18 protein-coding genes are annotated in these 26,708 nt (G+C 60.8%); 12 read left to right on the top strand and 6 right to left on the bottom strand.

Translation table 11 applies throughout. The features are described from left to right. The first annotated feature begins 401 nt into the window (after window positions 1–401). Window positions 402–3,002, top strand: coding sequence for a bifunctional aconitate hydratase 2/2-methylisocitrate dehydratase (gene acnB / locus PMI18_RS03735; RefSeq protein WP_032835413.1), 2,601 nt, complete (start codon window positions 402–404; stop codon window positions 3,000–3,002). A 237-nt stretch (window positions 3,003–3,239) separates the two neighbouring features. Here acnB and PMI18_RS03740 read toward each other — a convergent pair whose 3' ends face one another. Beyond that, window positions 3,240–4,520 carry a serine/threonine transporter gene (locus PMI18_RS03740; protein WP_007906317.1) on the bottom strand — a complete coding sequence of 427 codons (1,281 nt, stop codon included), beginning with the start codon at window positions 4,518–4,520 and terminating at the stop codon, window positions 3,240–3,242. Window positions 4,521–4,950: 430 nt separating this feature from the next. On the opposite strand from PMI18_RS03740, the gene PMI18_RS03745 reads away from it, so the two are divergent. Beyond that, window positions 4,951–5,922, top strand: a complete 972-nt coding sequence (locus PMI18_RS03745) for a 2-hydroxyacid dehydrogenase (RefSeq protein ID WP_007906316.1) — start codon at window positions 4,951–4,953, stop codon at window positions 5,920–5,922. Here the strand turns inward: PMI18_RS03745 and tssA are convergent. From tssA to PMI18_RS03770, 5 genes are all read right to left on the bottom strand, one after another. Beyond that, window positions 5,919–7,007 carry a type VI secretion system protein TssA gene (gene tssA, locus PMI18_RS03750; RefSeq protein ID WP_007906315.1) on the bottom strand — a complete coding sequence of 363 codons (1,089 nt, stop codon included), beginning with the start codon at window positions 7,005–7,007 and terminating at the stop codon, window positions 5,919–5,921. The genes PMI18_RS03745 and tssA overlap by 4 nt on opposite strands. Beyond that, complete coding sequence (locus tag PMI18_RS03755) at window positions 7,004–10,840, bottom strand: type VI secretion system protein (RefSeq protein WP_007906314.1); 3,837 nt, start codon at window positions 10,838–10,840, stop codon at window positions 7,004–7,006. Before PMI18_RS03755 ends, tssA begins: the two co-directional genes overlap by 4 nt. Beyond that, entirely contained in the window at window positions 10,837–11,604 is a 768-nt protein-coding gene (locus PMI18_RS03760) for a DotU family type IV/VI secretion system protein (RefSeq protein WP_007906313.1), read from the bottom strand. Before PMI18_RS03760 ends, PMI18_RS03755 begins: the two co-directional genes overlap by 4 nt. Before the next feature lie 18 nt (window positions 11,605–11,622). Next, window positions 11,623–12,954, bottom strand: coding sequence for a type VI secretion system baseplate subunit TssK (gene tssK, locus PMI18_RS03765; RefSeq protein ID WP_007906312.1), 1,332 nt, complete (start codon window positions 12,952–12,954; stop codon window positions 11,623–11,625). 198 nt (window positions 12,955–13,152) lie between these two features. Further along, window positions 13,153–13,602 carry a hypothetical protein gene (locus PMI18_RS03770; RefSeq protein ID WP_007906309.1) on the bottom strand — a complete coding sequence of 150 codons (450 nt, stop codon included), beginning with the start codon at window positions 13,600–13,602 and terminating at the stop codon, window positions 13,153–13,155. A gap of 228 nt (window positions 13,603–13,830) precedes the next feature. Here PMI18_RS03770 and tssB point away from each other — a divergent pair, with 228 nt between their 5' ends. The 10 genes from tssB (at window position 13,831) to PMI18_RS03820 (ending at window position 26,664) form a co-directional block, all read left to right on the top strand. Then, window positions 13,831–14,379: a type VI secretion system contractile sheath small subunit gene (tssB, locus tag PMI18_RS03775; protein ID WP_007906307.1), complete on the top strand. Its 549-nt coding sequence runs from the start codon at window positions 13,831–13,833 to the stop codon at window positions 14,377–14,379. A gap of 28 nt (window positions 14,380–14,407) precedes the next feature. Further along, complete coding sequence (gene tssC / locus PMI18_RS03780; protein WP_007906304.1) at window positions 14,408–15,895, top strand: type VI secretion system contractile sheath large subunit; 1,488 nt, start codon at window positions 14,408–14,410, stop codon at window positions 15,893–15,895. Between the two features lie 285 nt (window positions 15,896–16,180). Next, a complete protein-coding gene (locus PMI18_RS03785; RefSeq protein WP_007906301.1) occupies window positions 16,181–16,678 on the top strand; it encodes an Hcp family type VI secretion system effector in 498 nt (165 codons plus the stop codon). Window positions 16,679–16,693: 15 nt separating this feature from the next. Beyond that, window positions 16,694–17,137, top strand: a complete 444-nt coding sequence (gene tssE, locus PMI18_RS03790; protein WP_007906300.1) for a type VI secretion system baseplate subunit TssE — start codon at window positions 16,694–16,696, stop codon at window positions 17,135–17,137. Further along, window positions 17,121–18,914: a type VI secretion system baseplate subunit TssF gene (gene tssF / locus PMI18_RS03795; RefSeq protein ID WP_007906298.1), complete on the top strand. Its 1,794-nt coding sequence runs from the start codon at window positions 17,121–17,123 to the stop codon at window positions 18,912–18,914. The genes tssE and tssF overlap by 17 nt, the downstream gene beginning before the upstream one ends. After that, window positions 18,878–19,903 carry a type VI secretion system baseplate subunit TssG gene (gene tssG / locus PMI18_RS03800; protein WP_007906296.1) on the top strand — a complete coding sequence of 342 codons (1,026 nt, stop codon included), beginning with the start codon at window positions 18,878–18,880 and terminating at the stop codon, window positions 19,901–19,903. The genes tssF and tssG overlap by 37 nt, the downstream gene beginning before the upstream one ends. A gap of 2 nt (window positions 19,904–19,905) precedes the next feature. Beyond that, a complete protein-coding gene (gene tssH / locus PMI18_RS03805) occupies window positions 19,906–22,449 on the top strand; it encodes a type VI secretion system ATPase TssH (RefSeq protein WP_007906295.1) in 2,544 nt (847 codons plus the stop codon). 140 nt (window positions 22,450–22,589) lie between these two features. Then, complete coding sequence (locus tag PMI18_RS03810; RefSeq protein WP_007906294.1) at window positions 22,590–24,038, top strand: hypothetical protein; 1,449 nt, start codon at window positions 22,590–22,592, stop codon at window positions 24,036–24,038. 61 nt (window positions 24,039–24,099) lie between these two features. After that, a complete protein-coding gene (gene tssI, locus PMI18_RS03815) occupies window positions 24,100–26,109 on the top strand; it encodes a type VI secretion system Vgr family protein (RefSeq protein WP_007906293.1) in 2,010 nt (669 codons plus the stop codon). Window positions 26,110–26,121: 12 nt separating this feature from the next. Next, window positions 26,122–26,664 carry a toxin-antitoxin system YwqK family antitoxin gene (locus PMI18_RS03820; protein ID WP_007906292.1) on the top strand — a complete coding sequence of 181 codons (543 nt, stop codon included), beginning with the start codon at window positions 26,122–26,124 and terminating at the stop codon, window positions 26,662–26,664. The last annotated feature ends 44 nt before the right edge of the window (window positions 26,665–26,708 follow it).

Here is a 26,708-nt window from a genome sequence, read left to right as displayed (position 1 = left end):
GCAAAACACGGGAAAGCAGAACAGGTCGGCATGTTAGCCCTTTGTCTAACATTCATCACCCCTCAAAATTTTGGGGCTAACTTACCTTTAATTTTTTTTTGCCGTAGAATCAGCCAGCCTTTTAAGGCGCCAATGTCCGTTAGAAGCTGTTTTCAAAGCGTCACGAGCACAGTCGTTCCTTCAGAGCGGTGTTGGCGAAGGGTTTTTCAGCGGTGAAAAACCTGACGCCAACCCTCATCAGCTCCCCGTTCTGCAGGCGTAAAACTTTGAAAGCAGCTTCTGTAAGGAATTGCCGGTAATTCTGGCTAAGCGGCCCACAACGCCACGCAGCGCATGAGTACGGCAATTTCGGGATGAGCGTCCCGGACACCCATTTGGGACCACTGATGAGGGTAATAACTGTGCTTGAAGCCTACCGCAAACATATCGAAGAGCGTGCAGCACTGGGTATCGTTCCCCAGCCGCTTAACGCCGAACAAACTGCAGGCCTGGTCGAGCTGCTGAAGAATCCCCCGGCTGGCGAAGAAGCTTTCCTCGTTGACCTGATCACCAATCGCGTTCCGCCAGGCGTGGACGAAGCGGCCTATGTAAAGGCCGGTTTCCTCTCTGCCCTCGCCAAAGGCGAAGCCAAATCCCCTCTGATCGACAAGAAACGCGCTGTTGAACTGCTCGGCACCATGCAGGGCGGCTACAACATCGTGACACTGGTCAATCTGCTGGACGACGCCGAACTGGCACCAGTAGCTGCCGAAGAACTCAAGCACACCCTGCTGATGTTCGATGCGTTCCACGATGTTGCTGAACGCGCCAAGAACGGCAACGTTCACGCCAAAGGCGTTCTGCAATCCTGGGCCGACGGCGAGTGGTTCAAGAATCGCCCTGTGCTGGCCGACAAGATCAGCCTGCGCGTGTTCAAGGTGACTGGCGAAACCAACACCGACGACCTGTCCCCTGCTCCTGATGCCTGGTCCCGCCCGGACATCCCGCTGCACGCCCTGGCCATGCTGAAAATGGCTCGCGACGGCATCGTGCCGGACGTGCAAGGCTCCATCGGTCCGATGAAGCAGATCGAAGAAATGCGCAACAGCGGCTTCCCGATCGCCTACGTCGGTGACGTGGTCGGTACCGGTTCGTCGCGTAAATCGGCCACCAACTCGGTGCTGTGGTTCTTCGGCGACGACGTTCCTTTCGTGCCGAACAAGCGTGCTGGCGGCTTCTGCTTCGGCAGCAAGATCGCTCCGATCTTCTACAACACCATGGAAGATGCCGGCGCACTGCCAATCGAATTCGATGTAACCAACATCAACATGGGCGACGTGATCGACCTGTACCCGCACGCTGGCAAAGTCTGCAAGCACGGTACCGACGAAGTCATCACCACCTTCGAAATGAAGACCCCAGTGCTGTTGGACGAAGTCCGTGCCGGCGGTCGTATTCCGCTGATCATCGGCCGTGGCCTGACCGACAAGGCTCGCGCCGAACTGGGTCTGCCAGCGTTCGACCTGTTCAAGAAACCGGATGCCCCGATCGAAAGCACCAAGGGTTTCACCCTGGCGCAGAAAATGGTCGGCAAGGCGTGCGGCGTAGCCGGTGTGCGTCCAGGCACCTACTGCGAACCGAAGATGACCACCGTGGGTTCCCAGGACACCACCGGTCCAATGACCCGTGACGAACTGAAAGACCTGGCGTGCCTGGGCTTCTCCGCTGATCTGGTGATGCAGTCGTTCTGCCACACCGCGGCTTATCCAAAGCCGATCGACGTGACCACCCACCACACCCTGCCTGACTTCATCATGACCCGCGGCGGCGTTTCCCTGCGTCCGGGCGACGGCATCATCCACAGCTGGCTGAACCGCATGCTGCTGCCGGACACCGTCGGCACCGGTGGTGACTCGCACACCCGTTTCCCGATGGGCATTTCGTTCCCGGCCGGTTCCGGTCTGGTCGCCTTCGCCGCTGCCACTGGCGTAATGCCGCTGGACATGCCGGAATCGATCCTGGTGCGCTTCAAAGGCGAAATGCAACCGGGCGTCACCCTGCGTGACCTGGTTCACGCCATTCCTTACTTCGCGATTCAGGCTGGCCTGCTGACCGTCGAGAAGAAAGGCAAGAAGAACGCCTTCTCCGGCCGCATCCTGGAAATCGAAGGCCTGGACAACCTGAGCATCGAACAGGCTTTCGAGCTGTCCGACGCCTCGGCCGAACGTTCGGCTGCCGGTTGCACCATCAAGCTGTCGAAAGAGTCGATCACCGAGTACCTGCAATCGAACATCACCCTGCTGCGCTGGATGATCGGTGAAGGCTACGGTGATGTGCGTACCCTGGAACGTCGTGCTCAAGCGATGGAAGCCTGGATCGCCAACCCTGAGTTAATGGTTGCCGATGCTGACGCCGAATACGCTGAAGTCATCGAAATCGACCTGGCCGACATCAAAGAGCCTGTGCTCTGCGCGCCAAACGATCCGGACGACGCCCGTCTGCTGTCCAGCGTTGCTGGCGAGAAGATCGACGAAGTGTTCATCGGTTCGTGCATGACCAACATCGGTCACTTCCGCGCTGCTGGCAAGTTGCTGGAACAGGTCAAGGGTCAGCTGCCAACCCGTCTGTGGCTGTCGCCGCCGACCAAAATGGACGCTCACCAGCTGACCGAAGAAGGCTACTACGGCATCTACGGCAAGGCCGGCGCACGCATGGAAATGCCAGGCTGCTCGCTGTGCATGGGTAACCAGGCACGTGTAGAGCCGAACTCCACCGTGGTGTCGACGTCGACCCGTAACTTCCCGAACCGTCTGGGTGACGGCGCGAACGTCTACCTGGCTTCGGCCGAGCTGGCGTCCGTTGCGTCGATCCTGGGTCGCCTGCCGACCGTCGAGGAGTACATGGAATACGCTGGCAAGATCGACAGCATGGCGGCCGATGTTTACCGCTACCTGTCCTTCGACCAGATCGCCGAGTTCCGTGAAGCTGCTGCGAACGCCAACATCCCGGTCGTTCAAGCCTAACGTTACAACGCAATAAAAAACGCCGCCCATCGTGAGATGAGCGGCGTTTTTTTATGCCAGCTCCTTGCCTGATCGTTCCCACGCTCCGCGTGGGAATGCAGCCCGGGACGCTCCGCGTCCCCTTCGAGAGCTGGAACGCGGAGCGTCCCTTGAGGCATTCCCACGCAGAGCGTGGGAACGATCATCGCGAGCAAGCCCGCTCCCACAGGGTATTCAGCGTGCCCGGAAGATCGGCACTCAGGCAGTCAGGGAGTAGATCAACGCCGAAATCGCCACCAGGCCCACCGCCGTCACGAAGACGTTAGAGGCTTGACCACGAAAGCGCGCCATCGCCGGAACCTTGCGGATTGCGTACATCGGCATCAGGAACAGGATCGCCGCGATGATCGGGCCACCGAGGGTTTCGATCATGCCGAGAATGCTCGGGTTCAGAGTCGCAACGATCCAGCAGACCACCAGCATGAACGCCGCGGTCATGCGGTCCAGCGTCTTCGGTGCCGGGCGTTTGCCGCTCTTGACGATCAGGCCCTTCAAGCCTTCGCTGGCGCCGATGTAGTGGCCCAGGAACGACTTGGAAATGGCCACGAAGGCAATCAACGGCGCCGCGAAGGCGATGGTCGGGTTGCTGAAGTGGTTGGCCAGGTACGACAGGATCGACAGGTTCTGCGCCTTGGCTTCCGCCAGTTGCGCCGGCGACAGGGTCAGCACACAGCTGAAGACGAAGAACAGCACCATCACCACCATCAAGAGGTGGGCGCGGGACAGGATCTGCGAGCTGCGCTCTTCGGCGTGATCACCGTAGCGACGCTTCTGGTCCACCGCGAACGCCGAGATGATTGGCGAATGGTTGAACGAGAACACCATCACCGGAATCGCCAGCCACAAGGTGTGCAGCAGCGCCGACGACTCAGGCACCGTGGTCGCGGTGCTGAGGATGCCGCCATTCCAGTGCGGAACCAGGAACACCGCCAAAAACAGCAGCGCAACGATGAACGGATACACCATCAGGCTCATGGCCTTGACGATCACCTGCTCACCGCAACGCACCACTGCCAACAGGCCAAGAATCAGCACGAACGACAGCACGGCGCGCGGCGGCGGCATGATGTGCAGTTGATGTTCGAGGAAACTGCCCACGGTGTTGGTCAGGGCCACGCTATAGATCAGCAGGATCGGGAAGATCGCGAAGAAGTACAGCAATGTGATCAACGCGCCGGCCTTGATGCCGAAGTGTTCTTCCACCACTTCGGTGATGTCGGCGCCTTCGCGGCCGGACAACACAAAGCGGGTCAGGCCACGGTGTGCGTAAAACGTCATGGGGAACGCCAGCACTGCCAGGATCAGCAGCGGCCAGAAGCCGCCCAGCCCCGCGTTGATCGGCAAAAACAGGGTACCGGCCCCGATTGCCGTGCCAAACAGGCCCAGCATCCAGGTGGTGTCATGGCGATTCCAGCTTTCGAGAGTCGCTGGTGTCGCCGCTACATAGCGTTCGTCGACGCTATTGGCCTGATCATTCATCCGGTCGGATCTCCGCTTTCCGGTCACTTGCCACCCGGTCAGGACGAGTCGGAAAAAACCGACAGGCAGCGCCCTGGCCGAAACAGGGGCGCGATTGTCCGGGATTAATGAGCAGAAGCAAAGACTTAGCTGAGGAATGGTTATACGGATCAGATGCAGGTGGCGAAACACGCGTTCTCCCGTAGGAGCGAGGCTTGCCCGCGAAGAACGATAACGCGGTTCAGCGGTTTGTCTGCGTGATGGCCTTCGCGGGCAAGCCTCGCTCCTACGAATCGCGGGCAAATGATCTAGTGTTGTCATTAGAAGGATCGCAGGCTTCGCCAACTCCGAACCGGGAGCCAAAAACCCTGGCCATTGCCAAACCGCTCTGGAGTCAGCAATCTGAAGCGACGTTCGAGCCCCGACATTCCGCTGCCCACAGGAGCCCAGCATGACCGCAACTGTTCTGGTACTGGTTGAAACCATCAATGAATACCTGCCGATTCTCGAACATCAGGGGTTTCATCTGATCCTGGCCCCGACCCCGGCCGAGCGCGCCGCCGCCATTGCCCGACAAGGCAGCCAGATCGATGCGGTGCTGACGCGCGGTCCATTGGGCCTGCGTGCCGATGAAATTGCCGCCCTGCCCAATCTCAAAATCATCTGCGTGATCGGCGCCGGTTACGAACACGTCGACCTGCAAGCCGCCGCCGACCGTGGCATCACCGTCACCAATGGGGCCGGCGTCAATGCCTCTTCCGTCGCCGACCACGCTATGGCGTTGCTGCTGGCACTGGTGCGCGATATTCCTCGGGCCGATGCTGCCGTGCGTCGGGGCGAGTGGCCAAAAATCATGCGCCCTTCCCTGGCCGGCAAACGCCTGGGCATCCTCGGCCTTGGGGCTGTCGGCATCGCTATCGCCAAACGTGCCGCCAACGGCTTCGATATGAGGGTGAGTTACCACAACCGCCAGCATCGCAGCGACGTGCCCTACAGCTTTTGCTCAACGCCGACCGAACTGGCACGCCATTCGGATTTTCTGATCGTTGCCGCGCCCGGCGGGCTCGGTACTCAGCACTTGATCAACAGGCAGGTACTCGACGCTTTAGGGCCCAACGGATTTATCGTCAACATCGCGCGGGCCAGCGTGATCGTCACGGCTGACCTGATCAGCGCGCTGGAACAACGACGGATCGCCGGCGCCGCGCTGGATGTCTTCGATAACGAACCCCAGGTGCCGGACGCCCTCAAGGGGCTGGCCAACGTGGTTCTGACCCCGCATGTTGCCGGGTTGTCGCCGGAGGCCACCCAAGGCACCGTGGAACTGGTCGGCAAAAACCTGACGGCGTTTTTTTCCGGTCAACCGGTCCTCACTCCCATTGCTTTACCGCCGCCGTCGGCAGCCGCCCGCAACACTCATTAAAGGACGCCCAACAGCGTCCAGAGTCGCCGGGATTCGGCATCGGCGCTGATCAGTTCGCCAAGCAGCTCGCTCAGGGGCTTGTTGCCCCACTCCACGCCCCGTTTGATCAAATAGGGCACCGGGCTGTGGGGTTCGGTGCGCGCCAGGTACTCGGCGATCAACAGCAACTGCCGGTACGCCTCTTCACGATTCGCCGGCTCGCTGAACACCTGAGGCGCCGCAATGGCGGGCGGCACGTCGGCCGGGCTCGATGCCGCCACCGCTGGAATTTCGACAGGCGCCGGGGTCGGTTTTCGTGGGTGCATGGCGATGAACTCCTGAACCAGCGTCAACAACGCTTCGATCACATCCTGCAGCGCTTTGAAGCCTGGGGCCTGATTGCCGAGATAAGTGTCGCTCCACACCTCCAGGCGTTGCAGGTGCTGCTGGCTGAGCAGCAGTGTGCCTTGGCTGCGCAACCAGAATGACAACGGGGTGGCGCGAATCTGTTCGGTGAGTTTTTTCTGTTCGTTGCGCGCGTTCTCCGCCGAGGTCTTGGCCGTTTTACTGTCGCTGGCCTGTACCTGTTGCAGCTGCAACCGACGCCAGGCATCCAGACAGAAACTATCGAATTCATTGTTGCGCGGCTCGAACAGCGGCACTCGGGTCAGCAACACTTCAGCGTAGCGTCGAGCCAGCCATTCGAGCGGTATCACCCGCCATGACTGATCGCCGTCCTCCGCCTGGGGGTGCAAGTGCTCGGGATAGCGCTCGCATAACCCGGCCACCAGCGCCAGGCTGCCCGGCAAACCTTCGAGCCCGTCCTGATGCAGCCAGGCCTCACCCAGCCAGGCGCTGAGCATCAAATCCTTGCTGCGTTCAAGCAGCAGGCTGGTGGTCAGTTTTTCCAGTTCTGGCCATTGGGCGCGTTTGATCGACGACTGCCACACTCCCGTGGGCAAACTGGTGTCGTCCTCGCGGCGCAGTTCGCGCAACCGGTCGAACTCGGGCTCATAACGCAGATCCTGACCACAGGGAGCCTGCTCGCTGATCGGTTCGAGCAGTTGGCTGATCAGTTCCGGCAACGGCGTTGAAGGTTGATTCACAGGCCCTCCTTTTGGGATTCGATGTCATGGGCTGCAATGCCTGCGGTCGATCGCGTCACCATGAACGGAGAGCGTGGGGCCCGGGTTGGCAAGGGCTGAATGGACAGCGGCAATTTCGAGCCCTGGGTCATCAACGACAGGCGCACAAACATCAGGGTTTGCTCGGTGGTGGTGGTGTTGGACAGCGTCGTCACGGGCAGGCGCAAGGTCAACGGAAAGTCCGTGTAGTCCATGTTCGGCTGGCGTTGCACCGATACGTGCGAACGCATCAAGCGTAATAACGACCACGGCCCGCTGTACTCCCAACCCGCTTCCAGATCCCGCACCACCAGACTCGGCTGCAACGGATCGTTGGCCGGGCGCTGGTAGCCATTTCGGGCCCAACGCAAGGTCAGCCGGATCGGTTGGCCGACCATCCAGCGCAGGTTCTGCTGAGCCTCGCCGGGATAGCTGAGCTGTTGATTGCCGGCATTCAAGCCCCAGGCAATCACCTGATCGGCACCGCGTTCTTCCTCTCGATCGGTGCGCCAGCGCACGTCCATCTCCAGCCCCAACACACCGCTTTTGTCGCGTACAAACATCGGCCCCAGCCACGTGCTGGCTTGCTTCAGACGATTGAGAAAGTCCTCGGCGGCCAGGCGCTCCGGGGTCTGGCTCAGCAACAATCCGGCCTGCGCCACCGGCAAACGCTTGTCGATCAGCTCCAGCAAATGCTGAACCCTGGCCGGATCGGCGTCGGCGGCCTGAAGGCCATTGGCAAACGGAAAGCGCTCCGCCAGGTACTGATTGAAATAGTTCGCCAGGTCGTTCCACGCCGCCGCAGCCTGTTGCTGTTGCAGGAACTGGCAGCGCTGCATGGCGGTTTGTTGCAGATCCACCGCCCGCAACGCCAGTGTTCCGCGCCCGCCAGACAGGTTGGCGGTTTGCAGGATCTGGCCGCAGGACGTGGCGTCCATTTCGATGAAGTCGCGGCTCACCAATTGCTCGATCTGCGCCGGCGAACTGGCGGGGTTCTGCTCCTTGTACTTGAGCAGTTCGTCGTTAAGCGCACTGAACTGCGTCACGCGTTCATAATCCAGCGCCGAGAGGTTCTGTTGCTGGACTTTCAGCCACTCCAGCGCCGAGGTGCGGCGCTCGGTGATGCCGAGCATGGTGTTGAATTGCTGCTTGAGGCTCAGTTTCAAATCCTGCACGTCGTTGGCGCCATACAGTTGCAGGCCGAGGTTTTTCGAGCCGTCCCACTGGCTGATTTCGGTGCGCCCGCTGAACAGCGGCTGGGCGACGATTTCATCGAGGCCGCTGACGATTTCGGCCAGGGCGCGGCGGTTCAAGGCGGTTTGCAAACGCGTGGCCAGATCGCTGCGACGCACCTCGATAAAGGCTTTCTGCAAGGCAATCGCCTGGGAGGCCTGCACATTGAAGACGCCCCTGTTGGCCTGCGCATTGTGCTCGCGCAGGCTCGACAACATGGCCTTGACCACTGCGCCTTCGGCCGCTTGCAGCAAGGCGCCGCGATACGCCGGGGGAATGCGTGGCAACTCTTCGGCGGCGTAACTCTTGTAGCTGGCGAAATAGTTCAGCGCACTGTCGAGGTCGTCGCCATCCACGCCCTGCCCTTGCCCATCCGGGGCTTCAGAGCGATCCGCCTGTAAAGCGATGGCCACAAAGTCACGCTTGAACAGCGCCTGCACCGCGTTGTTGAGCTGCACCACGTGTTCCTGCAAGACCAGTTGCCCGCTGCCTTGCTGAATCAATAAATTGTCCCGGGAGCCGGCCTGGACGATCCATTGATCGCGAAAACTCTGTTGCAGCTTGGCCGCCTGCATTTCCAACTGTTGTTCCAGTTGCGGTCCGAGCAAGGCGCTTTTGCGCACGTTGTCCAGCAACTCGCGATAGCCAGGCACCAGGTCCTGACCCTTGCCGCGGCCCCACGCCGAATTGGTCAAGCCGATCACCGTTTGCAAGTCATCGACCAGTGCGCGCAAATCTTCGAGCTCGGTGAGGGAGTTGCCACTGCCGGCTTCCAGCCGTTCCAGATGCAGCTTGAGATAACCGGCCTGGCGCACGAAATTGTCGGCCAGGAAATACTGGTCCAGCCAACGCTCCATGAGCCCGAGGAAATTTTCCTCGATCACCGGGCGCTCGACGGTCAGGTCCAGCGGTCGCAAGTCGCTGCCATCGGCATCGAACAACGCACGGTTGTAAAAACCGGCACGGTGCAAAGTGCCGACGTTGAGGTTCAGCGACAATGCGTTGTTGCTCAACAACACCAGGTCTTCGAGGGGCGCCTTGGGGTTGTTCAGCGCCTGACTGAACCACTGGTTCTGCTGTTCCAGATTCACCGCACGCTCCACCAGATCCTTGGCCTTGACGTAGTTTTGCCATTGGGCCGGATCTTCGCTTTCGACGTTGCCCCGTCGTTCGGTGTTGCGGATGGTCTTGAGTTGCGCCAGCTCCGCGCTCAACAGGTCGCGCAACGGCAGCATCAAATGGCTCTGGGCGGTCAGGCGCAACTCGCTCGCCAACTGCGCATCCAGCGAAGAGAACCAAGAGGTCGGAAATACCACTGAGGTGAAGCTCCAGCCCGGCGCCTTTTCCAGCACCCGCCAGAAGCTCTGGACATTGCGCCGGGTCGACTCCAGCCGATGAGATTCATCGGTGACCGCCGCGTAGTTTTTCTGCGCCCCTTGCAGCAGGCGCGAGAGCTCATGGGCCTCCTTGACCGAATCCTGCCAGACCCACAGCATGCCCACGCCCCAAACCACCGCGACCACCAGCGCCACCCCGCCGGTCACGCGCTGCCAGCGCTGACGCAGGCGTAACAGACGCGGCACCACCTGGGCCAGACCGCGCTCGGCAACCACGCGCCGCTGCCACAATTGCCGGGCAAAGGCGCTCTGCTGCAACCCGGTGTCGTAGGCCGAAAATCCGTCGGCGCTGTCTTCCGAGGGCTGATTGGCAGTGAAATAAATACCGCGAAAACGCGGCGCCTCACCTTGAGCATTGCCTTGGAAAACCGGTTCCAGCAAAGATTGCAGATGGCGTCGCATAGCTTCGAAGCGTTCCGGCAAGCCATACAGCTCAGTGCTCAACTGCCCGGACAAGGCGCCGATTTCGATGATCGATTCCGCCAAGGCCCGAGTCACCTGATCCAGTGCCTGATCGCTCCATTGCGCTTGCCAGACCGCATCGGCCCCATGGGGCGATGACCAGCCCAGCGTGCGTTCGCGGGCCTCGACCGGCAGCGCGGTGATCAACTCCTGAAACCCCGGCAACTCTTCCATGCCGGTAATCACCACGTACACCGGCAGGCTCAGCCCGAACCGTTGCAACAGATCGATGAAGCGTCGACGCGCCGCCAACCCGAGAGTCGCGGCTTGCTCGACGTTGCCCAGTCGACTGACCGGCACCGTCCAGATCACTCCGTCCAGTGGACGTTGACTGCGCAAGCGCAGGATCAATCCCAGCAAGCGCCACCAGCCGCCGCGTTGCAAGTGCATGCCTTCATCCGGCAAAAACAGCGCCTGTGGCACCACCAACACTGCACCTTCAGGGTCCGACCACCAGCGACCGAACCAGGCTGGTTTGTCGGTGGGCTGCAAGCGCCACTGAGTACATAACTGAGTGCCCTGGGTTTCGTTGCCGAGCATCAGCAGCCATGGAATCTGGTAGCGGTCCTGGGCGCCCTGCTCTTGCTCCATGTGCCGCACCGCCAGGTAAAAACTGCGAATCGCCGCACCGCTTTGCGTGCGCAACCACCAGACCGCCACCCCGACAATCGCCAGCAGCAACAGCACGGCGATGATGAGGCCGATAATCCCCAGCGTGCTCATGAGTCTTGCTCCGAGGCGGCCACGGAATCGGTCATCTGCAACACCGGTTCGAGCTCCAGACGAATGTCACGCCAAAACAACTGCCCCAATCCGGTCAGCAGCAGAACCATGGCGAGAATCCCCAGGCCCAGGCGAAAACCGTCGGGCAACGAAAGGCGCATTGGCAATTGCAGCGGCGGTACGGCCGAAGGCTGTTCGAGCCGGGCACTGACGTCGGCATAATCCGCCTCGTGCTGCCAGGCAAAAGTGAACAGCGCCAGGCGCCATTTTTCATGCTGAGTCTGATTCGGTTCGCCGCGCAGACGCCCCTGAAATCCCAGCACCAGACACTGCAAATAGACGTTGGCCAGATCGCGCGTGGTGGGAATCTGCTCGTCCAGCAATTCCTTGATCGCCAGCGGTATCCGCTCACCGGCCTGACGACTGGCGTACAACCGCGACTCCAAGGGTTTTTCCTGCCAGGCCGATTGCCCGGGCCACGGCGTAAACAGCAAGGTTTCATCGACCAGCGCGACGAAGGCATAGACCAGCGCCTTGACTTGCTCGGTGGCGGCGTCGCCGACTTTGGCGAATGCGGTTCGCCACAGTCGTTGGGAGATTTGCGTGGACAGTTCGACCACCGCTTCCACCAGTGCCTCGTCCTCGCTGTCCTTGGGCAACTGGTTCCAGTCCTGGGACCATTGCTGCCAGGCCTGGCGAAAAGCACTGCTCAGCGGCGCTTCGTGGAGGCCTCGTGTACCCGACCCGACATTGCCCTCAGACATATGACGTTCCTTCCTTGATCAAGCACTCTCACTCGCCTGGGCCACAAACAACACCACTTGCCATGGACTGCTGGCCAGCCTGGAAGCCGGTGCGGCAATCAGCAACGGCAACTGCCCGTCGAACCATTGGCCTTCGGCCGTCACCACAAACAACCGCGTATCGTCGCCAACGCTGTAGGCCACTTGTTCATTGCGACTCATGGCCTGATGGGACAAACCGCTCATGCGCTGGCGACTGAGCAGCGCGATGTGCGGCTGCGACGCAATGATCGCCCCGCGCAACCATTCGCTGGCGGCCTGCTCGCTGGCACCGTTGGGCATGCGCAAACCGATGACCAGCCGTTGGCTTGGCTGATCGTCGGGCAATTGAATCGAGAAGGTCTGTTCGTTGCGTTCGAACGCCAGGCTGCGATAACCGGCGCGGATCAGTTCGAGGGTCTTTTCAAGCCAGTCGAGCACCGCTTCATAGCCGCGTTGCAGCTCAAGAAAGTCCAGCGGCGCGAACGCCGGAACGCCAGCCAATGGATCGAGCGCCGACCACGCGCCGGCGAGCCCTAGCAGCAAGCCATACAGCGCTTGGGGCGTCGCCAAGCGACTGTTCAGCAGGCCTTCGACTTCCGGCAGCCGCGCCCAGAGCGCCGTCAACTGGCGACGAATTTCCAGCGCGTCGTCCTGATTGCCGGCCTGCTGCGCCTGGCGCAAACGACCGGCGAGGAACATGCATTTCTCACGCGCCCTGGCGCACAGCCCCCCCACTCGACGCCCCAGCACCGAGTCGGGCAACAGGCATGGCGTTGGCGGTGTGTAGGGCAACGGGAGAAAACCGCCGCCCTCCTTGCGAATTCTCAGCAGTGGCAGGCAGACGGAATCCGCCTTGTTCAGTTGCGTGCATAAGCGCGGGTTCGGACGCCAGACCGTGATCGATTCGGGGTACTCGCCGCTCGTAAGGTCCGGCAACGCATCGCCGACCACCGATTGCAGTCGCCCCTTGAGCGGCAGCAACTGCCCGGCGCGCCACAGCGGACTGATTGCCAGGTACACGGTGACGGTGGCGTTGTCGGTGGCGTCGATCGCTTCACTGACGTCGAGCTCCAGCATCGGCCCCACACCGGCCTGCAGATTGACCGGCAAACCGTCCGGCAAGGTCGCCTGCAAACTGATCAGTCGTACCAGCCCGGCGCTCAATGCAGAGGGATCGAATTCGACGCGGGTCACGCCCCAGAACCACGGATTACAGGCCTGGGCGAAATGCGCCACCAGCGCTTCGGCCCGCAGCCCTTGCAACTGAAAATGCTGGGGCAACAACTGCATGCCCTCATGCCAGCAAACCGCGTCAGGTAGCAGACTCATACGACTCCTTTCGACCTCTTGTGGTGCCTGACTTGAACATCAGCCCTTGTGGGAGCAATCCTGTGGCGAGGGGGCTTGCCCCCGTTGGGTTGCGAAGCAGCCCCAAAATCGCTGAGGCACCAACAATCTTGTGAGTGCTACGCACTCAAACGGGGGCAAGCCCCCTCGCCACAGAGCCCCCTCGCCACAATCCTGTGTTCAGTTCGGGTGATCGCTGACCAGCGTCATCTCGCGACTGTCGAACTTGAGCCAGGCGCTGTTCTGATCGTCCAGCCGTAACCGGTGTGCTCCGGGAGTGTTATAGCTGGCGAAGACTAAAAGTCCAGCCGCCCGCTGCCCCCCCAGCGGGAAGGGTTGTTTGTCGATGAACTGACCGGGCACCAGCTCCAGTCCCCAGACGGTCATCAGCTGCCGATAGTCGCGCTGAAACTGCTCGCGTTCGGCGAACCACTGCCGGGCAGTAATGCCCGACAACTGCTTGAGCAGATCCGGGTCGTTCACCGCAATGAAGTCCACCGCGATCGGCGTGTCATCGTTGGCGCGGGGCGCGACGTCCAGCGTCAGGTTATCGAGGTCGACACGAGGTCCGAACAACGAACACCCGGCGAGTGACAGGAGCAGAACCAAAGAAAAAAAACGTACGTACAAAATGAATTTTCCTTTTCTCGATACAGTCCAAAAATGCTTTTTGTTTGCTTTTTTATAGACCTGTTCTAGCGTCTTGGGTAGTTCGGTCGGCACGACGAATGTGGAAGGTTCGTCAAAGGAATGACAGGTCCTCTGCCCTCCCTTTCTAACCTACGGTCCAGTAAGGGAATGCGATGAAACGGGCCTCCCGATGCATTGCGCCCGCCTCATGCATCGGAGTCAGCCACCATGGCAGAAAGTACTCAGCACAAGCTCGACAGGGTCCGCCCGCCCCGGGTGCAAATCACCTACGACGTCGAAATCGGCAACGCCATCGAGAAGAAAGAATTGCCCTTGGTCGTCGGCATTCTTGCCGACCTCTCCGGCAAACCTCTGGAGCCACTCCCGAAATTGAATGAACGGCGCTTCACCGAAATCGACCGCGACAACTTCAACGAAGTGCTCGCCTCGATCGGCCCGCGCGCCACCTTGCAGGTCACCAATACCCTCAGCGGCGACGACAGCAAACTCAACATCGAGCTCAACTTCAAACACATCGACGACTTCGATCCGGTCAAGGTGGTTGAGCAAGTGACCCCGCTGCGGCGTCTGTTCGAAGCCCGTCAGCGTCTGCGCGACCTGCTGACCAAGCTCGATGGCAACGATGATCTGGACAAGCTGTTGCGTGACGTCATCGCCAACACCGAGGGACTGCAAGAGATCAAGTCTGCCCGCCCGGAAACCGCTGCCCCCGCCCCCGCAGGCGATGCAGAAGTACCGGCCGAACCGCAAGCCTGATCGTTCATCCACTTAGGGAGAATTTGCCATGCCCGCCTCATCCGCCGCCCAGAGCCAAGCCAGCGACAGTACCGCCCAGACCTTGTCCCTGCTTGATGAAATCATCGCCAAAGGCCGCATGGCCCATGACGACAGCCAGCAAGACTACGCCCGCGACATGCTCGCGGAATTCGCCACCCAGGTACTCGACGAAGGCATGGCCATCGACAAGGACACCGTGGCGATGATCAACGACCGCATCAGCCAGATCGACGAGCTGATCAGCGCTCAACTCAACGAAGTGTTGCACCACCCGGACCTGCAGAAACTCGAAGCCTCCTGGCGCGGCCTGCACCTGCTGGTGAAAAACACCGAGACCAGTTCCCGGCTGAAATTGCGCCTGCTCAACGTGACCCAGAAAGAGCTGCAGAACGATCTGGAAAAAGCCGTCGAGTTCGACCAGAGCGCGCTGTTCAAGAAGATCTACGAAGAAGAATACGGCACCTTCGGCGGCCATCCGTTCAGCCTGTTGGTGGGTGACTACACCTTCGGCCGGCACCCGCAGGACATCGGCCTGCTGGAGAAACTCTCGAACGTCGCCGCGGCCGCTCACGCGCCGTTCATTGCTGCCGCCAGCCCCCGGTTGTTCGACATGAACAGCTTCACCGAACTGGCCGTGCCGCGTGATCTGTCGAAAGTCTTCGAGAGCCAGGAGCTGATCAAGTGGCGCTCGTTCCGCGAAAGCGAAGACTCGCGTTATGTGTCGCTGGTGCTGCCGCACTTCCTGCTGCGTCTGCCCTATGGCCCTAACACATCGCCGGTGGAAGGCATCAACTACGTCGAAGACGTCAACGGCAGCGACCACGGCAAATACCTGTGGGGCAATGCTGCGTGGGCCTTGTCGCAACGAATCACCGAAGCCTTCGCCAAGTACGGCTGGTGCGCGGCGATTCGCGGTGCCGAAGGCGGTGGTGCGGTGGAAGGCCTGCCGGCCCATACCTTCCGCACGACCTCTGGCGATCTGTCGCTCAAATGCCCGACCGAAGTGGCGATCACCGACCGTCGTGAGAAAGAACTCAACGACCTCGGCTTCATCGCCCTGTGCCACAAGAAAAACAGCGACGTGGCAGTGTTCTTCGGCGGCCAGACCACCAACAAGTCCAAGCTCTACAACACCAATGAGGCGAACGCCAACGCGCGGATTTCGGCGATGTTGCCGTACGTGCTCGCGGCCTCGCGTTTCGCGCATTACCTGAAGGTGATCATGCGCGACAAGGTCGGCAGCTTCATGACCCGCGACAACGTGCAGACCTACCTCAACAACTGGATCGCCGACTACGTGCTGATCAACGACAACGCGCCGCAAGAGATCAAGGCGCAGTACCCGTTGCGTGAAGCCCGGGTGGATGTGACCGAGGTCGCCGGCAAACCGGGTGCCTACAAGGCCACGGTGTTCCTGCGGCCGCACTTCCAGCTCGAAGAGCTGACCGCGTCGATCCGCCTGGTCGCGACCCTGCCGCCACCGGTAGCTGCCTGACCACTGAAACCTGTGGCACCACTGGAGTCTGTGGCACCACTGATACCTGTGGCGAGGGAGCTTGCTCCCGCTGGGGCGCGAAGCGGCCCCAAAAAATGGGACTGCTACGCAGTCCAGCGGGAGCAAGCTCCCTCGCCACAGGTTCGGTGTTTGGCTTAACAGGTTCGGTGTTTGACTTAACAGGTTCAGTGTTTGACTTAACAGGTTCAGTGTTCGCTTTTAACTGATTGGCATTGGGCATTCACCCCACTTGTCTATAGCGATTACTTTCAGGAGTTTCATGCGATGGATGCAATCATTCTCGACCTCGGCGGCGACATCAAAGGCGATAGCCTGCTCGAGGGTTACAAGGACAAGATCGAAGTCATGTCCTACAGCCACAACGTGGCGATGCAGGTGACCAACGACGTCAGCAACTCGGAGCGTACCTCCGGCAAGCCGCACATCGGCGAGTTCACACTGACCAAATTCGTCGACAGCTCGACCCCCTCCCTCAACGAGTATTGCTGCGCCGGCAAACCAATCCCGGAAGCGAAAATCACCATCGGCCGCAACGCCGCCGAAGGCAGCGGTCAGTTGATGCCCTTCATCATCTACACCCTGACCAACGTGGTGCTGTCCAACGTCAGCGTCAGTGGCGGTACCGGGGGCAAACCGGTGGAAACCCTGTCGCTGAATTTCACCAAGATCAAGTGGGAACTCACGGCCCAGAAAGACGACGGTACCAAGGAAGGCACGGCCGCCTCAACTTGGGACATGGCCGCCAACAAGCTCGTCAAGTAAGCGGACGCGTCGGCCATGGCTGGTACCGGCATCCTCCCACCATTGTTCGAGCGCCTCGCTTCAAGCGAGGTCGACACCGTGCAGGTGTTCGATCGCCAGGGGCTGCTCGACTCGGTACACACGGAGTTGTTGCGCCTGTTCAACACCCGACGCGGCCAACGCCCACTGACCTCCCCGCCGAGCATTCTCGACTACGGCATCGCTGACTGGACCGCCTTGCAACAGCAGCGCAGCGATGACCGTCGTCAGTTGGCGCGGGAAGTCCGCGAGGCCATCACCCACTTCGAACCGCGCCTGCAACTGGGCGAGGTTCAGGTCAATCCGGTCCCCGGCCATCCGCAGCAACTGTGCATTCGGTTACTGGGCGAGTTGCGCAGCGGCCAGCAGCACTGGCCCGTGGCATTTGTCATCGAGAAGGCCGGCAATGGCCTTGAGGTGCGTCATGAGCGACTCGATTGACCCGCAACTGCTCGATTACTACCAGCGCGAACTGACCTGGTTGCGGCACGCCGGGAGCATTTTCGCCGAGCGTTATCCCAAGGTCGCCAGACGCCTGGAGTTGTCCCCCGGAGAATGCCCCGACCCGCATGTCGAACGCCTGCTCGAAGGTTTCGCCTTGCTCGCGGCGCGCTTGCAACGGCGGCTCGATGACGACTACGCCGAATTCAGCGACGCCTTGCTCGAACAGCTTTACCCGTTGGCCATGCGGCCATTACCGTCCTGTGCGATCGTGCAATTCGAGCCGGACCCGAGCAAAGGCAACCTCGCCGGCGGTTACCCGTTGCCACGGGACACGCCGCTGTTCGTCACCACCCACAAAGGCGAAAGCATCCATTTTCGCACCAGCGCCGCGGCTCGCTTGTGGCCGCTGGAAATCAATGAAGCGCTGTTGCTGGGCAGCGACGAAGCGCAGGCCCTGACCGGCGTTGCACAGGCGCGCTCGGCCCTGCGCCTGAGCCTGCGTTGCCTCGGTGAAAGCCAGTGGGCGGAGTTGACGATCAAACAGTTGCGCGTGCACCTCGCCGCCTCCCCGGTGATCAATGCCTGCCTGTATGACCTGCTCGGCGCCCATGCCGTGAAGGTGCTGGCCGGCCCCGTCGGCAGCGTGCCGAAAGCGCTTGCGGGGCTGCCAGACATTGTCGGTTTCGCCAGCGACGAAGTGCTGTTGCCAGACGAGGACGGCGTGCACCCGGGCATGCGCCTGCTCGCCGAATACTTTGCCTTCCCGGACAAATTCAATTTCTTCGATATCCCGTTGGCCGGTGCCACCAGCGACAGCCAGACGCTGTACCTGTACATCGTCTTCGACCGCGCCCCGGCCAACCGTCTGCACCTTCAGGCCAGCGACTTCGCCTTGGGCTGTGCGCCGGTGATCAATCTGTTTCCACGAACCTCGGAGCCCCTGCGCCCGGACGGCACTCGCAGCGAGTACCGCCTGGTCGCCGACAGCCACCGGGAAAACAGCGTCGAGATCCACAGCATCCGGGCGATGCGCGCCAGCTCCAGTCAAGGCGTGCTGCGCGTTCCTGCTTACTACGGCAGCCAGCACATCGGCGGTGAAAAGCAATGCTACTGGCACGCGCGACGGGTCAGCGGCATGACCCCGAATCGCCTGGGTACCGACCTGATGGTGAGCCTGGTGGACACCCGGCTCGACCCATTGTCCGAGACCACCGAATACAGCCTCACCGCCGAACTGCTGTGCACCAACCGACACCTGGCCCAAAGCCTGCCGGCCGGTACGCCACTGGGTTTCGAACGACCGGGGCCAGTGGCCTGGGCTCGCCTGCGTAATCCGCCCAGCCCACAGAGTTTGCCCCGACTGGATGGCGAATCCCGTTGGCGGCTGGTGTCGCAACTGACCCTCAATCATTTGTCGCTGGTCGAGGGTCCGCAGGCGCTGGATGCCCTCAAGGAAATCCTCCAGTTGCACAACCTGCGTGACGAGGCCAGCGCCCTGCGGCAGATCGAAGGCTTGCTCGGCCTTGGCTGCGAACGGGTGATCGCCCATGTTGGCGAAGATGCCTGGCGCGGCTGGCGCAATGGGCTGGAAGTTCAGTTGCAACTCGATCCGCAGCATTTCGTCGGCAGCAGCGCCGTGTTGTTCTCAGCAGTGCTGGCGCAATTCTTTTCACTCTATGCCACGGCCAATCGCTTTGTGCGCACGGTCCTGGTCCAGTCAGACAAGGAGGTCAAGACATGGCAACCCCAAGCCGGCATGCCACTCTCCCTCTGAGCCTGAGTCAGAAGCTGCGACGCGATCCACAGGCGTTCGAGTTGTTGCAGGCGTTGCTGCTGCTGGAGCGCGAACACCCACAAGCCGAATCCCTGGGCAGCGGCACCGCGCCTCAAGCGGAAGCGCTGCGCCTGCGCGGGCCGTTAACGCCACTTTTTTCCGCCAGCGAAATCGAAAACCTGACCCAGGAACCCGGTCAGCAACCGACACTCAGTACTCCGGTGTTTGGCCTCGGCGGGCCCGACGGCCCCCTGCCCTACGCCTATCAGGAATGGCTGCAACAGCGGGCTCGCGCCAAGGATCATGCGCCGGCCGAATTCCTCGACCTGTTCCAGCATCGCTTGCTGAGCCTGCTGTACAAAGTGATGCGCAAACACCGGATTGCCGTCGGCTTTACGACTCCCGGCGCGTCCCCGGTGCAGGCGCAACTGCGGGCGCTGACCGGGTTGTTGCCCAAAGCCTTGCAGGAACGTCAGGCCGTTCCCGATTCCGCCGTACTGGCGTGCAGCGCGCTGTTTGCCGACGGTCGTCGCTCCCTCGCCGGCTTCGCCGCGATCGTGCGCGAGCACTTCGAACTGCCGGTCGCACTCAGCGCCTATGAAGGTGCCTGGCGGGAAATCCCACCCGCCAGTCGCAGCCGCCTGCAACCGGGAGGCCGCAACCTGCAACTGGGCCGCAGCGCCGTGGCCGGCACCCGGGTCTGGGATGAACATGCCGGCATCCGCCTGACCCTCGGCCCGCTGACCTCGGCGCAGGCGGCGCGGTTTCTGCCGGACGGTGAATCCCATCCGGCACTGGCCAGTCTCAGCGCGCTGTATTTCGGCCCCGATCTGGATTGCACCCTGGTGCTGTTGGTGCGCGGTGCCAACCCGATAAAACTCGGTCGCCAGGCCCCGCCCTTGCTCAGTTGGAACGGTGGCCTGCAACGTCAGACCAGTCTCGCCGTGCAACAGATCGAAACCCGCCTTCGTCAGCTGGAGATCACCTGAACATGGAACTGGCCAGCCTGATCGGACGCCTCAACCCGGACAACCGCCGCGCCCTTGAACGGGCCGCGCAACGCTGCCTGCAACGGGGTCATCATTACGTCGAAATCGAGCACCTGCTGCTTGAGCTGCTGGACATCGAGGGCGGTGACTTCACCTACCTGCTGCCGCGCTTCGGCCTGGAGCGCGATGCCCTGACGGCGGAAATCAACAAGGCCCTGGAACTGTTCAAATCCGGCAGCACCCGCACCCCGGCGCTCTCGGCGCAAACCATCGGCCTGCTCGAAGACGCGGTGGTTCAGGCCAGTGTGCTCGGCCTCGACAGCATCCGTTCCGGCTTGCTGCTGCTGGCCTTGCTCGACCGCGATGAACGCCGCAGCCTGCTGCTCAATAGCGCCTCGTCGCTGTTGAAAATTCCGCGGGAAGCCTTGCGCAGCAACCTGCTGGAGTGGACCGAAAACTCTCGCGAACACGTCGGCGGCACGCGGCCTGCCAATGTCGGCAAGCCGCAGCCGAAACAGGATTCGGTGCTCGATCAGTTCACCCAGGACCTGACCGCCGACGCCCACGCCGGGCGCATCGACCCCATCGTCGGGCGCGACGGCGAGATTCGCCAGTGCATCGACATCCTGCTCAGGCGTCGGCAGAACAATCCCATCCTGGTCGGCGCGCCGGGCGTGGGCAAGACAGCCGTGGTCGAAGGCCTGGCTCTGCGCATTGCCGCTGGCGATGTGCCGCCGTCGCTGCAGGAAGTCAGCCTGCGGGTACTCGACCTTGGCCTGTTACAGGCCGGGGCCGGGGTCAAAGGCGAGTTCGAACAGCGGCTCAAAGGCGTGATTGATGCGGTACGCAGTGCCGACAAACCGATCATTCTATTCATCGACGAAGCCCATACCCTGATTGGCGCTGGCGGCGCGGAAGGCGGCAGCGACGCAGCCAACCTGCTCAAACCGGCGCTGGCCCGTGGCGAGTTGCGCACCCTAGCCGCCACGACCTGGCTTGAGTACAAAAAATACTTCGAGAAAGACCCGGCCCTCGCCCGCCGTTTTCAGTTGGTGCAAGTCGAAGAGCCGGACGAAACCACCGCCGTGGAAATGCTCCGTGGCGTCGCCGCGAAACTGGAACAGCATCATGGTGTGCAGGTGCTGGACGCGGCGATCCACGAAGCAGTGAAGCTGTCCCACCGCTACATCTCCGGACGTCAGTTGCCGGACAAAGCCATCAGCGTGCTCGACACCGCCTGCGCCCGGGTCGCTCTCGGCCAGCACGACGTGCCGCCACCGCTGGAAAGCCTGCGCCACCGCCAGCAAAGCCTCAAAGACGAAGTCGAACGCCTGCGTCGCGAACAAGCCACCGGGCTCGATCACCGTGAACGCATCACCCTGTTGGAAACCGAATCCGTCGGTAACGTGCAAGCCATTCGCGACCTGGAAATCCGCTGGAACGAAGAACGGATTGCCGTGCGCGAACTGCTGGAAACCCGCCGCGAGTTACTCACCTTGAGCGAGCGCGCCGACAACGAAAAACCGGACGAAGCCACCGACAGCCGCATCGATCATCTGGCCGCCGAACTGGTACGACTCGAGGCCGGCCTGGACGCCATTCGCCAGGACGATCCGCTGGTGCCGGAGCAAGTCGACGCGAAAACCGTGGCCGCCGTGATCGCCGGCTGGACCGGCATCCCGGTGGGCAAGATGCTCGCCGACGAAGCCCACGCCGTACGCACCCTCGGTCAGCGCATGGGCCTGCGGGTCATGGGCCAAAGCACCGCGCTGAACACCATCGCCCAACGCCTGCAAGCCTATCGCGCCGGCCTCACCGACCCACAAAAACCGGTCGGGGTGTTCCTGCTGGTCGGCCCCACGGGCGTGGGCAAAACCGAAACCGCTTATGCGCTGGCCGACGCGCTCTACGGCGGCGAACGCAACCTGATCAGCATCAACCTTTCGGAATATCAGGAAGCCCACACCGTCAGCCAACTCAAAGGTGCCCCGCCCGGCTACGTCGGTTACGGCAGCGGTGGCGTACTCACCGAAGCGGTGCGGCGCAAGCCCTATTCGGTGGTGCTGCTCGACGAAATCGAAAAGGCCCACCCGGATGTGCTCGAAGCCTTCTACAACGTCTTCGACAAAGGCGTGATGGAGGACGGTACCGGGTTGGTGGTGGACTTCAAAAACACCGTGATGCTCGCCACCAGTAATGTTGGAGCTGAGTTACTGCTCGACACGCCGACCGCGCAACTGGGCACTGATGCCTTCAACGAAGCGCTGCATAAAGTGCTGCTGAAAGCGTTTCGGCCAGCGTTTCTGGCGCGCATGACGGTGGTGGCGTATCGGCCGCTGGATGAGGCGACGCTGGAAGGGATTGTGTTGGCGAAGCTGGAGAAATTGCGCGGGCGCTACAAGGCCGCGACCGGGAAGCAGTTTGAATTTGATGCCGGGATTGTGCAGGCGGTGTTGGCCAAATGCAGTGCGGCCGGGGCAAGGGATGTTGAGAATGTGTTGATGACGCAGGTGACGGGGAAGTTGGCGGAGTGGGTGTTGGAGTAAGTCCCGGACGACTGACTCCCTTGTGTAAACAGGAGCAAAGTGCAAACCCAAAGATGCCGCACAGCAGAGGAAGTAGTCGCCATGTGCTGTGCTGGTTATTTTTCGATGAAGGTAGTGCAGCCAATATGAGGTAAGTCATCATGCCGACCCGACTGATAATAGGCGCAGGCGTTTCCGCTGCAGTGTTCCTGAACACCTCATCCGATGGCTATAAAACTGTAGTTGTCGGTGAGGATGGACTATGGGCAAAACTCGTAGAACACCCCATGGGCCAGCCCGCTCACCTCTTGCACTTACCGGGTTCCCCGCCCCCGTCGTTCACGGTTGCCAATGGTGAAATGAACCTGGACAACTTCCTCTCCTCAGGTGTTTTTCAGCAAGGCGTCAGTGAAATCGTCAACGGTAGCCGCTACGGCCACAATCCTTCACGCAAGGTACGGCGGATATCCAAGTCACTCACCCAACCAGGAAATTACGTCGCCTGGTTTGATACCTCGCATGCATTAATCGTTGAAAAAATAGTGATTGCCACCGGCATTGGCGCCCAACGTAAACCGCCCAAAATAACAGGAACACCTGCGCCCGATATTGACTACTCACAAGTTATTGAAGGCATCGAATTTCTTGAAGATGCGGAGCAACAAGTTCCCAATATTGACCGCGCTATCTACGGCGGTAGCGCCACCGCCGCCTGGGTGGTCGATATTGCCAGCAAACACTCGCCAAAGATGAACTGGTTTGCCCGTCCCGGCGGCTCCGAATTCACGGGAGCAGTACTGCCTGGGGCCAGGAATGCAAAGATCATCGAGCTTTGCGAAACTCATAACCTCCAGCTATTAAAAGAGGTTACCGAGGTCGAATACGTAGGTAACCGATTGCATATACACGTCAAGGGCGAAGATTTCTGTTATATCGCCGATCAGTTCATTTATTCATTAGGCGGGGACGACAACCCTACTGTTACGGATCATATCTATCAGGTTATGGACCCAGACATCAGGGATGACCTTTCTCCTATCCTCGACGCCAGCGGTGCATTAGGCAGGCAATATAAAAGTGTATTGGCACTGGGCACCAGTGACAACGGAGTGATGATTGTCGGTGCTGCCACTTACAACTTCACCGCCATGACATATCCTGCTTCGGGAAAACCGGTTCCCACTAAAAAGAAACCGGCACCCATGGCCCATTTACCCTGGAATGCTCAAGTTCCCGATGGTATCGCCGTGGTGGTGGCCAGTATTTCTGCGCTGAACCACTATATCCCCATCAAGCAGCGTCTGACACTCAACTATCAGAACACCTATCAGGAATACGCCATTACCGAAAATAACACCAACATAAATCTGGCAGACGCCAACCAGTTAGCCGTATTGTTCACCTTAATGTTTGACGAGTTATCGGCCAATCAAATCAACGATCTTGTGATTCGGACCATCATGGCCCGCAGCAGGAAAATCAAGGATAGCACTGAGGTATTCGGTCTCAGCAAACGCGACTTCTACAACCTTATCAAGTCCAGAATTAGTTTCATGTCGGACACCTCAATAGATGAACGCTGCTCATTGGCCGGACTTAAGCTTGGTTGATGCAGCTGCGCCAAGAATGGTTCACTGCGAAGCTGATTCATTGACCATCTGAGGCCACTTGATGCCCCGCTCCGTCGATGCCACCACCAGCCTCTCCCTCACCGCCGCTTCGCTGTCGGCGCTTTACCCTGAGTCGCTGTCCGGCGAAGAAACCCTCAATTCGCTAGGCATACAAACGCTCAACGGCCTCAACGACGGCACCTCGCTAACCCTGACTACGGCCGTCGCCACCCACGTCACCACCACCCTGCACAACGACGCCCTGACCCGTCCAACGGATGCCCTGGTCGCCGAAATCCGCCAACTCCCGGCCGACGCCACTGCCGAGCGCTATCAGCTTGTACTGCGGCCATGGCTCTGGTGGCTGACCCTGGCCAGCAACAATCGCGTGTTCCAGAACCTCAGCACTTCGGACATTGTCACCACGATTTTCAAGGCCCACGGTTTTACCGACTTCCTGCTGAAGCTCAGCGGCAGCTACACCCCACGCGAATACTGCGTGCAGTACGGCGAAACCGATTTTGCGTTCGTTTCGCGGTTGCTGGAAGAAGAAGGGATTTTCTGGTTTTTCACCCACGAGGAAGGCAAGCACACGCTGGTGCTGGGGGACAGCAACGATGCTTTCGTGCCGATCCCCAATGGCCCCAAGGTGAGCTATCTCGGTCAGCAGTTGGGCGAACGCGAGCTGCATGGCATCCGCTCCGGGCAGGTCTGCGTACAGGCGGTGGCCGGGGTGTATCAGGCGACGGATTACGAATTCACTACGCCGACCACCTCGCTCTACAGCCAGGCCGAAGCAGTTGCCGGGCCACGGTCGATGTACGAGCACCCAGGCGGCTATAACGCCAAGGCCCGGGGCGATGCGTTGACCAAGCAGCGCGTCGATGGATTGCGCAGTCAGGAGAAGCGTTTTGTCGGTGAAAGCGACTGCCGCTGGCTGGTGCCGGGGCACTGGTTCACTCTCGCAGGGCACGATGATTCGACGTTGAATATCGATTGGGTGGTAACGGCGGTGATTCACGAAGCCAGCCATGACAGTTATCGCAATCGCTTCGAAGCCATCCCCAAGACCACGCCTTTTCGCCCGGTGAGAACCACACCGAAGCCGCGAATGCACACACAGACAGCCATCGTCGTCGGCAAGTCCGGCGAAGAAATCTGGACCGACGAATACGGCCGCATCAAGTTGCAGTTCCCGTGGGATCGCGACGGCAAGAACGACGAAGCCAGTTCCTGCTGGGTCCGTGTGGTGCTGCCTTGGAGCGGTAAGGGTTTCGGCATGCAGTTCGTGCCGCGCATCGGCCAGGAAGTCATCGTGACGTTTATCGATGGCGACCCGGATCGGCCGCTAGTGACCGGTTGCGTCTACAACGGCGACAACGCCCTGCCCTATGCGCTGCCGGCGAATCAGACCCAGTCCGGAATCAAGACTCAGTCGTCCAAGGGCGGTGGAGGTTTCAACGAGTTGCGCTTCGAGGACAAGAAGGACGCCGAAGAGGTGTTTTTGCAGGCGCAAAAGGATTTCAAGATCAATGTGCTCAACGACACCACCGCCACTGTCGGCCACGACGAAACCCTGACTGTGCAGAACGCCCGTACGCGCACGGTGAAGGAAGGCGACGAGACTGTGACCCTGGAGAAAGGCAAACGCAGCGTGACCATCCAGACGGGGAGCGACAATCTGGATGTGAAGGACAGTCGCACGGTGACCGTGGGCGCGGACCAGACCCACAGCACCGGTGGCAACTACACGCACAAGGTCACCGGCGATTACAGCCTGACGGTGGACGGCAATCTGACCATCAAGGTGACCGGTACCCTGACCTTGCAAAGCGGCGGCAGTTTCACGATCAAGAGCGGCGCCGATCTGGCGGCCGAGGCCAGCACCTCGATCAGCCAGAAGGCCGGCACCTCCCTGAGCAATCAGGCCGGCACCTCGTTGGAAAACAAGGCCGGCACGACAATGACCAATGATGCCGGGATCAGCCTGACCAATAAGGCCGCCGCTTCGCAGACCGTGGATGGCGGCGGCATGCTGACCATCAAGGGTGGTCTGGTGCAGGTCAACTGACAAGGAGAACCCATGGCCATCACGCCGCTGGACTTGCAGCAGAACGATAAACAGCTCAAAGGTCGCTTGCTCGATGGCCAGCTCGACGGTGCACTGCATATCAAGGATGACGGGCGCGCACAGGCTGATTTGCACTACAGCCAGGGCGAGCTGCAAGGCACTACCCTGCTCTATCACCCCAACGGCAAGGTCTCGGCGCAGCTGCCGTTTGTTCGTGACAAGCTGCAAGGGATAGCCAGTTTTTATGCGCCGCAAGGCTGGCTGCAGCGCAAGGCGACTTACCGCCGAGGGCTGCTGCATGGCGAGGCGTTCAATTACTTTCCCGACGGGCAACTGGCGGAGGTCGAGTTCTACCGCGATGGCGTGCGCGAGGGGCGGTATCAGCGCTTTCATGCCAACGGTAAAACTGCCGTCGAGGCTCGATATCTCAATGGTCAATTGCTGGAACCGGAACAGGGTTTTGCCAGCGATGGGCGACCGCTGGATGCCGAGGGCAAGCCGATCTCACGGGTGCGCTGGTGGTTCAGACGCTGGAGTGATCCGGCCCAAGCCTGAAGCCTTGTATTGGCTGAGATGCCCCCATCGCGGCATAGGTATCT

This window comes from Pseudomonas sp. GM102 (assembly GCF_000282555.1).
In the GTDB taxonomy this organism is placed as follows: domain Bacteria; phylum Pseudomonadota; class Gammaproteobacteria; order Pseudomonadales; family Pseudomonadaceae; genus Aquipseudomonas.
Note: the sequence above shows the minus strand (reverse complement) of the source record. Positions and strands in the feature narration are given on the sequence as shown.

Bases quoted from the DNA above. Each gene is read 5' to 3' on its own strand.
- PMI18_RS03740 (WP_007906317.1), bottom strand. From the start codon at position 4,520: ATGAATGATCAGGCCAATAGCGTCGACGAACGCTATGTAGCGGCGACA.
- PMI18_RS03745 (WP_007906316.1), top strand. From the start codon at position 4,951: ATGACCGCAACTGTTCTGGTACTGGTTGAAACCATCAATGAATACCTG.
- PMI18_RS03755 (WP_007906314.1), bottom strand. From the start codon at position 10,840: ATGAGCACGCTGGGGATTATCGGCCTCATCATCGCCGTGCTGTTGCTG.
- PMI18_RS03760 (WP_007906313.1), bottom strand. From the start codon at position 11,604: ATGTCTGAGGGCAATGTCGGGTCGGGTACACGAGGCCTCCACGAAGCG.
- tssK (WP_007906312.1), bottom strand. From the start codon at position 12,954: ATGAGTCTGCTACCTGACGCGGTTTGCTGGCATGAGGGCATGCAGTTG.
- tssB (WP_007906307.1), top strand. From the start codon at position 13,831: ATGGCAGAAAGTACTCAGCACAAGCTCGACAGGGTCCGCCCGCCCCGG.
- tssC (WP_007906304.1), top strand. From the start codon at position 14,408: ATGCCCGCCTCATCCGCCGCCCAGAGCCAAGCCAGCGACAGTACCGCC.
- PMI18_RS03785 (WP_007906301.1), top strand. From the start codon at position 16,181: ATGGATGCAATCATTCTCGACCTCGGCGGCGACATCAAAGGCGATAGC.
- tssE (WP_007906300.1), top strand. From the start codon at position 16,694: ATGGCTGGTACCGGCATCCTCCCACCATTGTTCGAGCGCCTCGCTTCA.
- tssF (WP_007906298.1), top strand. From the start codon at position 17,121: ATGAGCGACTCGATTGACCCGCAACTGCTCGATTACTACCAGCGCGAA.
- tssG (WP_007906296.1), top strand. From the start codon at position 18,878: ATGGCAACCCCAAGCCGGCATGCCACTCTCCCTCTGAGCCTGAGTCAG.
- tssH (WP_007906295.1), top strand. From the start codon at position 19,906: ATGGAACTGGCCAGCCTGATCGGACGCCTCAACCCGGACAACCGCCGC.
- PMI18_RS03810 (WP_007906294.1), top strand. From the start codon at position 22,590: ATGCCGACCCGACTGATAATAGGCGCAGGCGTTTCCGCTGCAGTGTTC.
- tssI (WP_007906293.1), top strand. From the start codon at position 24,100: ATGCCCCGCTCCGTCGATGCCACCACCAGCCTCTCCCTCACCGCCGCT.
- PMI18_RS03820 (WP_007906292.1), top strand. From the start codon at position 26,122: ATGGCCATCACGCCGCTGGACTTGCAGCAGAACGATAAACAGCTCAAA.